This window comes from Streptococcus sp. 477 (assembly GCF_013277295.1).
Lineage (GTDB): Bacteria > Bacillota > Bacilli > Lactobacillales > Streptococcaceae > Streptococcus > Streptococcus pseudopneumoniae.
Genome location: NZ_VMMQ01000016.1, coordinates 22,680 through 36,813 on the forward strand (window position 1 = coordinate 22,680; position 14,134 = coordinate 36,813).

The window sequence follows — 14,134 nt, forward strand, 5'->3', positions numbered from 1 at the left end:
CATGTTATCATAGTTTACTTTATATAGTATACTTTATTTCAGAAAAAAAGTAAACCATTTCACTCATTTTCCCTACTTTATTCAAAGAGTTGATAATAATCAGAGATTTTCATTTTTGCTTTTTCTTCTTGTTTCAAATCTTGGATAATTCGTCCTTCTTTCATGACAATCAAACGATTGCCATATTTGAGAGCATCTTCCATATGATGGGTAATCATAAGGGCTGTCAACTGATCCTTCTTAACAAATTCATCCGTCAATTCCATGAGTGCGACACTGGTCTTTGGATCAAGGGCTGCAGTATGCTCGTCTAACAAGAGAAATTCTGGGCGCTTCAAGGTTGCCATCAAGAGACTCAAGGCCTGTCTTTGCCCACCTGATAAGAACTCAATCGGTGTATTCAAGTGTTTCTCAAGACCATTCCCTACTTTTTCAATAGTTGTCTGAAATTCATCCTTGTAGCTAGCCAGACGTCTCGGAAATAGTCCACGCTTTTCACCACGAAACTTGGCAATCAAGAGATTCTCTGCCACTGTCATACGAGGAGCTGTCCCCATCTTTGGATCTTGGAAGACACGAGACAGATACTTAGCGCGCTTTTCTGGTGAAAACTTGGTAACATCCTCACCTAAAATACGGATAGTTCCACTGGTTAGTGATAAGGTTCCTGCAATAGTGTTAAAGAGGGTTGATTTACCAGCACCATTTCCACCCAAAATCGTGATAAAATCCTGTTCAAAAATTTCTAAGGAAACATCATTTAAAATAATCTTTTCTTCATCAAAGCCATTTTTAACGACTTTGGTTGCATTTTTTAATTCTACAATGGCTGTCATTTGCTTAACTTGGCTCCTTTCAAGATTGTTTGCTTAAATGTTGGAATCATGAGGCAGACTGCTAAAATCACGGCGCTGTACAAACGAAGGTAACTTGTATTAAAGCCAAGCGCAATAACCGCCCACACTAAGAATTGATAAGCGATAGAACCTACAACGATGGTAACCAGACGTTCTGCCAAACTCAAACTCTTGAAAATAACTTCTCCAATAATCAAACTTGCAAGCCCCACAACGATAACCCCGATCCCTCGAGATACATCAGCATACCCTTCTTGCTGGGCAATGAGAGCTCCTGCAAGGGCAATCACACCATTTGATAAGACCAAGCCCATGAGCTCCATGCGTCCAGTATGAATCCCGAAACTTCTAGCCATATCAGGATTGTCACCTGTAGCAATATAGGCTTGTCCGAGTTTGGTATCCAAGAAAAAGAGCATGAGAGCAATAACAAAACTGACAAAGATAAGACCTGTCAAGAGTTGGTTCAAATCTGAATCAAAAGGCAAAACATCCTGGATTTGCTTGGTTCCAAGTAAGCCTAAATTGGCACGTCCCATAATCAAGAGCATGATAGAGTGACAGGAAGTCATCACCAAAATCCCTGAGAGCAAAGTTGGAATCTTCCCTTTTGTATAAAGAAGTCCTGCTACCATTCCAGCCAAACACCCTGCTCCAACAGCAAGCAGTGTCGCTAAAAAAGGGTTCACGCCTTTGGTTATCAAAGTGACAGCAACAGCTCCCCCAAGAGGGAAGGAACCTTCTGTTGTCATATCTGGAAAGTTTAAAATCCTAAATGTCATAAAGATTCCCAGACCTAGAATAGCCCAGACAAATCCTTGAGAAATAATGGAAACAATCATATTTTATTTAATCCTTTCTATATTCATCTTTTTAAAAAATGGGAAGAGTCTCCTCCTCCCTACCTTATTTATTCGATGACTTGTCCTGCTTCTTTGAGAACAGACTCAGGAATCGTAATACCTAGTTCTTGTGCTATTTTTTTATTGATGACTGACTTACCAGTTGAAAAGACATTGACTGGGGTATCGGCTGGTTTTGCACCTTTCAAGACTTGCGCAATCATTTTTCCAGTTGCCACACCAAGGTCATGTTGGTCAACTACAACTGATGCCAAACCACCTACTTCTACCATAGCTGTCGCACTTGGATAAATTGGTTTCTTAGAACTTTGATTGCTAGAGACAACCGTTGGAAATCCTGATGCAATGGTGTTATCAATTGGAACCCAAATAGCATCTACCTTGCTAGTCATAACAGTGACAGTTGAGGCAATTTCATTTGTTGAAGGAACTGCAAATGTTTCCACTGTCAGACCTGCTTTTTCAGCATAAGCCTTAAATTCTTCGACCTGAGTTTTGGAATTATCTTCGCTGCTTGAGTAAAGAGCTCCGATTGTTTTCACATTTGGTGTCAAAGCTTTGATGAGTTCAACTTGTTGTTGAGCTGGATTGTGGTCAGATACCCCTGTAATGTTGCCACCTGGTTTTTTCAAATCTTTAACCAAGTTAGCACCAATTGGGTCTGTAATAGCAGCCATAATAACAGTTAGGTCTTTTGTTGCACTAGCCAAACCTTGAGCAGCTGGTGTCGCAATACCAACCACAAGGTCATTGCCATTTGCAACCAATTGTTTACTCATTGTCGCAACCTTACTTTGGTCACCTTCTGAGTTCATAAAATCGATTTTAACTTGATCATCTTTATATCCTTCTTCTGCAAGTCCGTCTTGAATCCCTTTATAAATCAAATCAAGGGATGGATGGCTCACAAATTGAAGCACACCAATCTTGGCTATTTTCTTCTCATCCTTATTATTCTGAGCTTCTGATTTATTCATTGAAGAGTAAATCAAGCTTCCTGCTACTAAGACTGCTAATGCAGCGATAATTCCAATTAAACGTTTATTTTTCATTCTATTTCTCCTTTTTAATTCCTTTAAAATACTTCACTTATCTAATACTCTTCGAAAATCTCTTCAAACCACGTCAGCGTCGCCTTACCGTAGGTATATGATACTGACTCTGTCAGTTCTATCCACAACCTNNGGCTAGCTTCCTAGTTTGTACTTTGATTTTCATTGAGTATAAACAAGCGACGCCATCGTTTTCTTTCCATACTAACCTCCATCAAAAAAATCCTCACACAAAAAACTTGTGTGAGGACGTCGATGCGCGGTACCACCTCAATTATAGGGAATTTCCCTATCGCTCTGTCTCGCAATAACGAGATGCACTGTAAGGTGTGCTCACCGAATTTTTATGATTTCAAATTCTAAATAACATTCAGCCCAATTTTCATCATCGCCACTTATCTGTTTTCAGCTACCACAGACTCTCTTGAAAGTTTGTACGATTACTTTTCTGAATGGTTAAATTATATCATTTTTAAACTACTTGTCAATAGTCTATTAGAATTTTTTTCATCTTCACTTTTGAAAATGATTAGCCTGAATTACGCAATCCTGTTGCAATTCCGTTGATGGTGATATGAATCAATCGTTCTTGATCACTGGACAATTCTCCACGACGTTGGCGTTTAATCAACTCTAACTGAATATAGTTGAGAATATTAAAGTAAGGCATACGGTAATCCAGACTAGCTTTTAGATATGGATTGTCAGCTAAGAGTTCGTCATGTCCTTCAATAGCCAAGATAACGTTCTTAGTAACTTGCCATTCATTTAAAATAGTCTCATAGATGGCCTTAACTTGCTCGTCTTCACAAAGTTTAGCATATTCAAAAGCAATATTCATATTTGATTTTGACAAGACCATATCAACATTTGAAAGAAGCGATTGGAAGAAAGGCCAATTTTGGTACATATCTCGTAAGATAGCAATATTCTCTGGATTTTTATCGATAAATTCCTTGAAGCTCGAACCAACCCCGTACCATCCAGGGAACATAACACGACTCTGTGACCATGAGAATACCCAAGGGATGGCACGCAAACCACCGATTTCAGTAATCGTCTTACGAGCGGCTGGACGAGAACCAATATTAAAACTTGAAATAGCCTTGATTGGACTTGACTCGAAGAAATAATCATAGAAATGCTCATTACCAAAGACCAAATCACGGTAGATATCGTAACTACGGTCCACTACTTGATCCATAATGGCTTCATAACGATTTGAGGTATTGGTATCGCTCTTTTTCTGAGTAATCATACGATTAATAGCTGCCGATACTAGCATTTCAAGGTTATAGTAAGCGGCGTCTTTGTTACCGTATTTATTCCCAATTACTTCACCCTGCTCCGTCAAGCGGATACGATCCTTGATAGACTTGAGCGGTTGAGATGTGATGGCTTCATAGGTTGGTCCACCACCACGACCGACAGTACCACCACGACCATGGAAAAAGGTAACCTTAACGCCAAATTCATCTCCAATAGCAGTCAATTGTTGTTGAGCCTTGTAGAGGGTCCAACATGATGACAAGTAACCACCATCTTTATTACTGTCAGAGTAGCCAAGCATGATTTCTTGGTAGTTATTTCGTGAGGCAATCCATTTTTTGGCAAGGCTAAGAGAAAGATATTTTCTCATTGTTTCCTCTGAATGATCCAAGTCTTCAATTGTTTCAAAAAGGGGAACAATCTGAACACGCGCCCTTTCCGTATCCACCAGTCCTACTTCTTTTAATAGAATAGCTAATTCTAGCATATCAGAAAGGCTAGTAGCGTGCGAAATGATGGTCTGGCGGATGACATCATCTCCCAACTTATCTTTCAAAACACGAGCCGTCTTAAAAATAGCTAGTTCTTTTGCTAATAATTCTGATTTTTCTGCGTGAGTCGCAGAAAGAATTCGGGGATCTTCTTCTAACTCTTTCAAGAGAAGGTCACACTTTTCTTCTTCGCTTAACTCGCTATAACGAGAATGAATTCCTGCTGATTTCAAGAGTTCTGCCACACAGGCTTCATAGACGCTAGAGTCTTGTCGCATATCAATTGATGCTAGGTAAAAACCAAATATCTCTACTGCCTGCAATAATTCCACAAAATCACCTGAAATCAAGGACTCGCCCTTATTTTCCAGTAGAGAATCTCGAATGGCAATCAAATCCTTGTAGAAATCATTGGCGGTTTCATAACAAGTCCCAACTTCCTTATCCTCAATCAGATAGGTTTTAGTTGCTTGGATTTTTGACTGAATATCAAACAAGGCACGACGGTAAAGCTCTTTTTCACGGTAAATCGAGTTATCCTTGGATTGACGAGCCATTTCTCTGACTTGCTTGCTGACGTTGACAATACTAGTTGAAAGAGAAAATTCACGATAAAGTTGGTAAATCTTTTCATCATAGTAGTTCATGATGACTTCACACTGAGTGAGTGCAGACTGTTTCAAGGTCTCTGCTGTAACAAAGGGATTACCATCACGGTCTCCACCAATCCACATACCCATGGTGATTGGTTTAGCCTGTTTTAAATCCAGACCATGCGCTTGCGCTAAGCGCTTATACTCCGTCGTCAAGTGAGGTAGAGCTTTCAAAAAGGAGCTGTTGTAATATTCCATAGCATTCGTGATTTCGTTAGTCACTTTTAATTTTTTCTCACGAATCATGTCTGTCTGCATGATAATTTCGATATAACGGCGCAAATCATTGTGCCATTTTTCTTTATTGATCAACCCCAACTTAACATCACGGTATTTACGCAAAAGACTATGAATATGATTTGTTAAATCCAACATACTTTTTCGTTGCACTTGTGTTGGATGAGCTGTCAAAACAGGGACAACATTCAAGTGTTCAAGAATTTCAACGGCATTTTCTTTTTCAGCAACCATTTTGATCGTTGTAGATAATTTACCTAAATAGTCCTGATCAATATTATTTTGATGATTGATTTCATAAGCTAAATCCACATCCTCTGAAATATTAATCAAAAGAGGTAAGATTGAAAAATAGCGTGAAATATAGACCATTTCATCATTTGATAAGCTAGTCACTAGACGGTTTAGACCTTGATAATCTTCTTGAGTTGATAATTCTTTCAACTGCATGATTTTTTCAAAGGTCTCTGGGGCAAGCATATTTTTAGTAATATCTTCCAGCAATTCTGTTAGAATCAATACTTCTTCTTGCACAACACTTTTATTACTATAATTTTCTAATTTTTGAAGAGACATAGACTATCCTTTCTTTATTCTACTTCACAGAAGGTTCATTTGTTGATTTTCCAATTCTCGGTACAACTTAGCGCGTTTTTCACTGGCATCAATATTTAAGACAAAGGCCACTGCCACTGATAAGACTAGAAGACTATTTCCACCCTGGGATAAGAAGGGGAAAGTCACTCCTGTAGATGGAATCAAGCCCGAAATCCCTCCGATATTGACAAATACCTGAACCAACATCATCCCTCCGACACCGAGTGCAACCATGGCATTAAAAGGATTCTCCGCTCGGATACCGACCAAGATAATTCGCAGAATCATGAAAAACAAGAGAGCTAAAATAAGACTAGCACCAACAAAGCCAAATTCTTCAATCACGATAGAAAAGACAAAGTCTGTATGAGCTTCTGGTAAATAACCTCGTTTTTCAATCGAGTTTCCAAGACCTAGACCAAACCAACCGCCATTGACCATGGCAAAATAAGAATTAGCTAACTGGTGACCCGCATCAGCACGATCGGCAAAAGGATTAAAAAAGGCACTAAAGCGCTTGGCCACATAGCCAAATACTGGAATTTTTGAAAAGGTCTCAACACCGATTAGGCTGATAGTGGTCAAGACAAAGACAGAAGCGGCAGATACGAGCGCCAGAATGGTTGAAAACCAGCGATAAGCGATTCCACTAACTGTATACATAATCAAGGAAACCAAGACTAAAATAGTCGCATTCCCTAAATCAGGGAAAATTCCCAAACTTCCAATCAGAACTAGGAGAACGAATCGCCAATCATTAAAAGCACGGGGAAGCCATTGATTTTGAGTCAAAACTTGAAAATCATAAATAGCTATTTCTTCTTGCTGTTTGGAGAATCGGTGAGCCAAATACCAAATAATAATGATTTTCAAGTACTCAGCTGGCTGAATAGTTACTCCTGCAACCGAAATCCAACCGTATGCCCCGTTTACGGAAATACCAATAAAACGAGCCAAGAACAATAAAACCATTTCTATCAAGATAACTAAAATGATTAGTCGCTCATTTCTCAAAAAATCTAGTCTTAATTTATAAATTAAGGCAATCAGTATTAAACTAACAATCCAAAAGATTCCTTGATTTCGAACCAATTGCAAGGCGCTCTTGCCTTCTTCGATTAAAATAGCACTGGTGGTCGAATAGACCACAATCAAGCCCAAAATAGATAAAAGCAAGTAGGGAATCAAGATGGAATAATTTAATAAGTGCCTCTTACTAATCTTCATAGTATCACCACTCTACTAGGATACAGACAAATCTGTTCCAAATTCCGTTTTATTTTCTAGTTTTGATTGCTATTATACCATTTTTTCAGAAAGAAAAAAACTCTTACCTTACAATCCTTCACAATCCTTCGAATTTTACTATTTTTACAGAATTAAGGCAGAATTTGAAATCGTAAAACTATTTTGAATAAGAGTTGCTTCAACCCATTGGCTCCGACGGATTAAGTTGCTTTCGTGAATGCCAAAATCAGCCGCAATTTGTTCATAAGTGCTCTATTCTCGCATGTATTGAATAGTTAGCATGAGGAGACCAGGAGACCGTCTAGGCTTAATTTGGGTTTTCGTCCACTTTTGCGCGTTTACGTTGATAAGCTGTTTTTAACATCTCTTTAAATGTCGTGCGCTGAACTGAACACCTACAAGGCTCTTAAAACGGCTATCGCTTAATTGTTTACTTGCTTCATCATCCATAGTTTTATTGTATTGTATTTTGTTTCGCAGGAAGTCTATTATTCCTTTCGTTCAAAGGTTTTTACGCTTTTAGCAACAAGCTTACACACTGAGCGTTTCGGACTTACCATATCATTTCGTCGTAAACTCCTTACTCTACGACAGCTATCCCATTGGCGGAGAATCTACTTCTACTTCGCTGATGACTCAGCTCGTACAAGCAATCCTACACACTCCACGTGATGCGTATGCGGAACTCAAAAGGTTTGGGGAACCTTTTGAGGATTAACTTCGTTTCTCCAACAAGCTTACACACTCCACGTGTGGTGCTAGCAAACTTCTATATTATAGAATGAAAGTGACTGAGTTGTTGTTTAAAATTAAACTTCAGAATGAAAGTATATACTATCTTGTATCAAATGGCTATTTAAAATAAATATGTAAAACTATTTATTACTAAAATAGTTAATCATATACTCCTATAACACTACAATCTGTAAAAATAAAAACACAAAGTTACCAGTAGTACCTTTTCTCACTTAGATATTGTTCCTTTTGTTCTCTAGAATTTTCATGATTTCTAATTCCTAGTAATTCATCTGTTGAAGAAACTATTGGGTCTATCCAGTCAGCTTTGGATCTAATCCAATCAATTTCATCCTTACTAAGTTTCCCCGCTATCTCCAGTTTATCAGCCATCAATCTTAAATCATTTGCTGTTTTAAAATCTTCTAGCATATTCAGAAGAGACATTGTCCGCTTCTTCTCTTCTTCGATTCTATTTTGTAATTTTCTTTTTCGCTCTTGTTCCTCTTCGTATAGTCTTGCTTTCTCTTCACGTTCAAGGCGTAAGTTCTTAACTTTATAATACTCTTGGTAAATTAAAACAATTATTTCTGGGATTGATTGTTCAAGTGTGAATTCTTTAGTATCTTTAATGTATTTACCATCTATTATCTTAAATCGAAAGTTTTCATTTGGAATATAGTCATACTTCTTTATTCTTGGTTTAAAAGCATATCTATTAAACTTAACGCTATCATTGTACTTCGCTAATTCTTTAGCTTCTTCTTTTGTTAATTCATGACTTACTTTGTCTGTTGATTCTATAACTTCAAAACGAACAATATCCTTATCAATTTGAATATCCCAATTTGAAGTTACATTATCACCGATTCTTTCAATAACAGTAACTAGTGTATCTAAAAAGCGATATAAGCGTGGAAGAGAATTTAGTGAAATATTTTTTACAAATTTAGGTTCTTTTAAATCATTATATCTGTGCCTAGAATCAAAGTAAGGATAAGAAGCAGCTTTTTCCCTCTTATTCCACTCTGTAATTTTATCTCTTAGATTAGCTACGGATTTATGTAATCTCTTATTTGGAGCCTGGTTTAGGTTTGAAACTGCTTCAATAATACGCTCTATTTTATCGTCGTCTATAAATGATAATGAACTTCTTATACTAGTTGTATCAAGTTTAACAGTATCTCCGTTTTTATCTTCCATACTATCTTCTTTATGTTTAGCAGCTTTAATTCTACTGTTCTTTAAACTTTTTCTATCAATATTAACTTCATTTACGTCATTTTGTGGTAATGGAACGATAAATTCACTTAAGTCTTGTCCAGTATTCTTACGATACCAATAACTCCCCTTTGGAATTGGGATTTCAAATTCTTTACATTTCTTGAGTAAGTCAGAATAGCTTAAATCATATTTCAATGAAACTTGTTTTGCACTTATCTCCCAGATTTCTTCATAGAGTTCTTCTCTAGAAAAGGTCTTTATCATCTTCATTTGAAACACCTTTACCCTTATATTTTACATCACCGTTTTTATATTTACCAAGCGAAAACGCAAATTCAAAAACTTCTAATTCTTCACTTCTGCATTTTCGCTTAATATAAAAAGTAAATCTTGTTTTAATCCGTTAAATTCCTCTATAATTTTATCTAAACTAGTTTCAATATTTTCAACACGGATCTCTGATAGCTTACCATGATTGTATGAAATCATTCTTTCAGCGATAATATGATATGACCAACTCTCAGTGAAACGTCTGTCTCTTTCTTCGTTATGAATAGCAAAACCAATTGGAAGAAGATTATTTCTAAGACCTATCGCAACTGCTTGTGAACTTATACCTAAATAATCACCAGCAATTTTTAATGTGATTTTATTTAATTTTCTAATATCTTCGTCGGTATATTTCGGCATGTTAGTACTCCTTTGTTATAATTGCAAATGCAATATTATCTAATTTAAAATATCTTGATGGGCTGCTTCTAGTTGTTTTCCATAATAAAATTAATTTGTGGTACATCATTCTCTGAAAGTTAATAATCTAAAATCTTTTCAATGAAAAATTTATATTAAGCAATAAATAATCTCTTCAGATTAAGAGTTTCTATCTTTTAAAGTAAATCCATTTATCAATTCCATATATAGACGTAATAGTTATTTACTATCTAGGTCAAAACCAATCTGCCAAAATCCCATATCAAATATTTTCATTTGAGGATACAGCATATCAGCAACATTAAAATTCTTTTGAACTGAATCTAACTGTTCTATGTTTTTTTCATAAAAATCTACTAGTTGTAAAATAGATTTAATGTTATAGGTTCCACTTGCAATCTTTTGTGATCTTATTCCAGAAACAAAATATCTATCATATGCCGGAACACAACCGAGTGTCCCCATCAGTATCTTTGTGATTAATGTATCTGATAAGTTGTTTTTTAGTGCTGAACCTCTCACTTCACGCCTAATTTAATCATAATAAGTTGCAATAAATTCATTAATTTCCTTTAGCAATTTTTGGTTAGTTTCATTTTTAAAATCTTTACATTCTATTCCTGCTAGAGAATCATATTCATTGCTTAAGATTTCTCTTACTACAGGTATATGTACTCTATAATCCTTTTGTAATAAGAATGAAGAACCTCGATACATCCCCCAACTTGCTAAATAAAATGCAAGTTGTAAACTCAGGTAATCAAGATTCACATTATTCTCTTTTCGAGCTGTCATAAAATGTGAATAACAATGCTCCCATGAACGATATCTATCATGTTCATCAGTTTTCAAATCGTTATAAAACTCAGTTGATGATTTAATAATCATATCAATTGTTTCCATACTTCCTGCTTTCCTAATCAACTTTCAAATATATAGCGTTTTCATTATTTTCTTAATCTATTATATCATTATTCAAAACAAAAAACTGCAACTTACTCGTTGCAGATACACAGATTTAATTCTGTTCTTTTTAGAAACTTATATTTTCATTTTCAGGCATAGTAAAGACATCGTTTTTTTCAAAATAAGGTTTTACCATTTCTTTCCATCTAGCTTTATGAAAATTGATTGAGTTTAAAGGAGATAGGCCATAATTTCCCAATGCATAACCATCATTTACTTCAACAACAAGTGTTCTGCCATCACTAGTAACACCGATATCTAGTCCATAAGCTATTGGCGCATCTTTCCAACATGATATGGCTTTATCAATTACACTAGGATCAAATTGTGCATGATAATCACCTGTATAGGGTCGAACATCTAATACGCGACCATCTAAAACAAAACAACGCCATTCTGCTATGAATTCTACAACCTCACTAATCCATATAGGATAGTCAAAAGGTAGACCAATACCTATCAAATCACGGGTTCCGTTAACAACTCTTCCAGTAAAGACTTTTGAACCAGCTTTAGGCTTAATAAATTTTCCCCAATTATCAGGTATATTTACAATCTCTCCTAAAACACCTTCATAAATCTTTCGACCATAAAAGTCTTTAAGCTCAATAGGATAGTCATAAACCGGAACATTTAACCCCATCATTTTTAGTAATGCTCTGGTCTCCATTATATAATCTACAACTATATCTTTACTTGTTAACTGTTCTATTTCAGAAAAAGATTGATATAAAATAATTTCTTCTCCTTGTAAGTAGGCACCTACTTGAGCATTGTATTTATTAATTGAAACTTCACTTGGTAGTTTGCTTTGTCTAATATAAACAACCATTTCATCACTCCTACTTCACTAGTGTTGCACCTGTTTGTAAAAAAATAATAGCATTTTTGCTGTTATTTTTTTGAGTAAATAGCTCCCATAATATCATCGAAATAATCAACAGTATTAAGGAGTAATTCTATAACCTGGGACTTTGTTAGTCGTATTCCTCTTCTATCTCTAGCATCTTCTACTAAATTTTCAAGTTTATCTAGATTTTTATCATCCAAGCTAATCATTATTCTATTTTTATCAGTTGCCATTTTCTTCACCTCTAGTTAATTCTATCAAAAGTGTAACACTTGTGTCAACTGGCTTTTATAATACATTAGTTTAAAAGTGGAGAGGATTTTTAACACAGTAACTTTAAATCTTTGGTATTAAAAAATTTTCACAGTATTTATAGAAATAAAATCTGTCTCAAATAAGTTATCAAATCTAGTATAAATTATGAGCGGCTACTCTAATACTTTTCCTCTAAACAAGACAAAGGCTTACACTCAATGATTTTCTTACCCCCTTCGTTACAATGTTTTGACATTTTTACTAGCAAAGGTACATACTCACAAGGAACTTTGATCGACTATTGAATCTCTCCCACTTCTTCTTTAACATATCCTTCTACATCTTCAATCTCTACAAACATTGGGTCTAAGTGACACAAGAAATGCCAATTTTCTGCACCTTTTTTTCTGTAGAGAATCGCTTCACCGTCTTCACTTCCGAAAAAGCTTCTATCTACTTCATATCCACTGCCTTCTAGAAAGTCTTTTGCCTGCCGATAGTTTGCTTCTCTTGCTTCCACATAGGTTTTAACTTCATCGTTGTTAACGACATATGCATCGATTTTGGAATAGCCTTCAATTACTTTTTCGTTTGGTTCGGATAGATTCGAGATCTTTTTCCAAATAATGTCTACATTTTCCTTAGAGTCAAACATAAATTTAGAAAAAGGTACAATGTTTCCGTTATAGATAATTTCCATATAGTCTGGTAGGTTTGTAGGATTAAAAAACTCTACTTCAAATCCATCTTCTGTTTCTAAAGTATATCCAGGGATTTGTGCTACAAAAGTTTTCCCATCTTCTATGGAATCAAATGCGACTAAATCTTTAGAATAATTATTTTGAGATAACTCTAATATAACCATATATAACCTCTTCTAAATTGTCTGTAGATTGATTTTTCAGAACATAATACTGATTAGTTAGTAACCGTTAGGATATAGCAAATTCTTTTTTCCACCTTCTTAAAACATCATTTCAAGGCTACATACTCAGCGGTTCGCTGTTACCCTATCGTTTCGTCGTAAACTTATTACTCTACGACAGCTATCCCATTGGCGGACTCAAAAGGTTTGGGGAACCTTTTGAGGATTAACTGCGTTTCACTAACAAACTCACACACTCAACATGTGTTAATATTCTTCTTTTATACTAATAAACAAAAGGCAATGAAAATCATTTTAAAATGATACTGTGGAACGGAAAGATTTTCGCCAGTTGCAAAAGAAACGACATTCATCATTCCACTTGAAATTACAACAGAAAATTCTTTAACATCGATTATCTAGATAGACCGATTGTTACCTTCAATAATGGATATACTGATCTAAATTTTAAAATGTTGTTTCCTTACTAATTCTATTACTCGCCAATATAGTATAAATAAAATAACCAATAAAAATGACAATAAAAATAACATTAATTTTTAACACAAAATAGAGATTTAACAAATTTGCGAACGCATGAAATAATATACAGTATCCCACAGATTTCGTTTGACGGTAAAGAAGACCTAAAACAAAACTTAAAAATAATGTATATATAAAAAACAAAATAAAAGGAAATCCTTGATGACTTTCTCCAACTATAAACCATAAAGGCAGATGCCAAATTCCCCAAATTGATCGTACAATCAAATTAGATTGCCAATATGTATATTTTTTATCAAGTAACGGTTGTAATATTCCTCTCCACCCTAATTCTTCATGTCCACCACCAAAAAAAAATTAGTTGTATAAAGAATAATGGCATTAGATAAATTGATACTCCATTTAATTCTAAGGAAGATACAGAAAATAGTATCAAAATTGCTAACATATGAATAATGAAATAGATACTACTATTTTCTCTCTTATTAAATAAAAAATGTTTAAATTTTATATTATTACTTTTCAAATAAAACCCACTTGCAATAGCTGGTCCGAGTGCACCTATTATATGTAAAGTTCTCCCTATAAAAGTTTCTAATCCCAAAATATGAGATTGCGTAAAGATGGCAAGAATCCCCCAAGCTATATAAGTAATTCCAAATGTACAATAAAGATAATTTTTTAAATTCCTTTTATCAATTTCTGTCATTTTATCTTCCTAATCTTGATTATTTTATGAATAATATTTTTACTGCTT

Annotated in this window: 12 protein-coding genes, 2 pseudogenes and 1 other annotated feature; all 14 genes and pseudogenes read right to left on the reverse strand. The window is 35.1% G+C overall.

What is annotated here, in order from left to right; genetic code table 11:
* Nucleotides 1-77: 77 nt before the first annotated feature.
* The 14 genes and pseudogenes from HT691_RS03135 to HT691_RS03200 all read right to left on the reverse strand — a co-directional run bounded on the left by HT691_RS03135 (nucleotide 78) and on the right by HT691_RS03200 (nucleotide 14,086).
* The gene (locus tag HT691_RS03135) at nucleotides 78-836 is read right to left on the reverse strand and encodes an ABC transporter ATP-binding protein (protein ID WP_172921660.1); all 759 of its coding nucleotides are present in this window, start codon (nucleotides 834-836) and stop codon (nucleotides 78-80) included.
* Entirely contained in the window at nucleotides 833-1,699 is an 867-nt protein-coding gene (locus HT691_RS03140) for an ABC transporter permease (protein ID WP_172921659.1), read from the reverse strand. The genes HT691_RS03135 and HT691_RS03140 overlap by 4 nt, the downstream gene beginning before the upstream one ends.
* 68 nt (nucleotides 1,700-1,767) lie before the next feature.
* Nucleotides 1,768-2,772 (reverse strand): tryptophan ABC transporter substrate-binding protein, encoded by a 1,005-nt coding sequence (gene trpX / locus HT691_RS03145; RefSeq protein ID WP_172925247.1) that lies wholly within the window; start codon nucleotides 2,770-2,772, stop codon nucleotides 1,768-1,770.
* 242 nt (nucleotides 2,773-3,014) lie between these two features.
* Nucleotides 3,015-3,232: a binding site (T-box leader), on the reverse strand.
* A gap of 69 nt (nucleotides 3,233-3,301) precedes the next feature.
* Nucleotides 3,302-5,998, reverse strand: a complete 2,697-nt coding sequence (ppc, locus tag HT691_RS03150; protein WP_054388331.1) for a phosphoenolpyruvate carboxylase — start codon at nucleotides 5,996-5,998, stop codon at nucleotides 3,302-3,304.
* 24 nt (nucleotides 5,999-6,022) lie between these two features.
* A complete protein-coding gene (locus tag HT691_RS03155; RefSeq protein ID WP_054388329.1) occupies nucleotides 6,023-7,246 on the reverse strand; it encodes an FtsW/RodA/SpoVE family cell cycle protein in 1,224 nt (407 codons plus the stop codon).
* Nucleotides 7,247-7,399: 153 nt separating this feature from the next.
* Nucleotides 7,400-7,717, reverse strand: a pseudogene (locus tag HT691_RS03160) (transposase family protein); the annotation flags it as partial.
* A gap of 495 nt (nucleotides 7,718-8,212) precedes the next feature.
* Entirely contained in the window at nucleotides 8,213-9,496 is a 1,284-nt protein-coding gene (locus HT691_RS03165; RefSeq protein ID WP_000782009.1) for a hypothetical protein, read from the reverse strand.
* Between the two features lie 75 nt (nucleotides 9,497-9,571).
* Nucleotides 9,572-9,916, reverse strand: a complete 345-nt coding sequence (locus HT691_RS03170; RefSeq protein WP_001127479.1) for a hypothetical protein — start codon at nucleotides 9,914-9,916, stop codon at nucleotides 9,572-9,574.
* A 240-nt stretch (nucleotides 9,917-10,156) separates the two neighbouring features.
* The gene (locus HT691_RS03175; RefSeq protein ID WP_000536918.1) at nucleotides 10,157-10,402 is read right to left on the reverse strand and encodes a hypothetical protein; all 246 of its coding nucleotides are present in this window, start codon (nucleotides 10,400-10,402) and stop codon (nucleotides 10,157-10,159) included.
* Nucleotides 10,403-10,471: 69 nt separating this feature from the next.
* Entirely contained in the window at nucleotides 10,472-10,840 is a 369-nt protein-coding gene (locus HT691_RS03180) for a hypothetical protein (RefSeq protein ID WP_000447545.1), read from the reverse strand.
* Between the two features lie 130 nt (nucleotides 10,841-10,970).
* Nucleotides 10,971-11,735, reverse strand: a complete 765-nt coding sequence (locus HT691_RS03185; protein WP_000262013.1) for an ATP-grasp domain-containing protein — start codon at nucleotides 11,733-11,735, stop codon at nucleotides 10,971-10,973.
* 62 nt (nucleotides 11,736-11,797) lie between these two features.
* Complete coding sequence (locus HT691_RS03190) at nucleotides 11,798-11,986, reverse strand: hypothetical protein (RefSeq protein ID WP_000179767.1); 189 nt, start codon at nucleotides 11,984-11,986, stop codon at nucleotides 11,798-11,800.
* A gap of 320 nt (nucleotides 11,987-12,306) precedes the next feature.
* Nucleotides 12,307-12,873 (reverse strand): hypothetical protein, encoded by a 567-nt coding sequence (locus HT691_RS03195; RefSeq protein ID WP_000234981.1) that lies wholly within the window; start codon nucleotides 12,871-12,873, stop codon nucleotides 12,307-12,309.
* A gap of 468 nt (nucleotides 12,874-13,341) precedes the next feature.
* Nucleotides 13,342-14,086: pseudogene (locus HT691_RS03200) on the reverse strand (CPBP family intramembrane glutamic endopeptidase).
* Nucleotides 14,087-14,134: the final 48 nt, after the last annotated feature.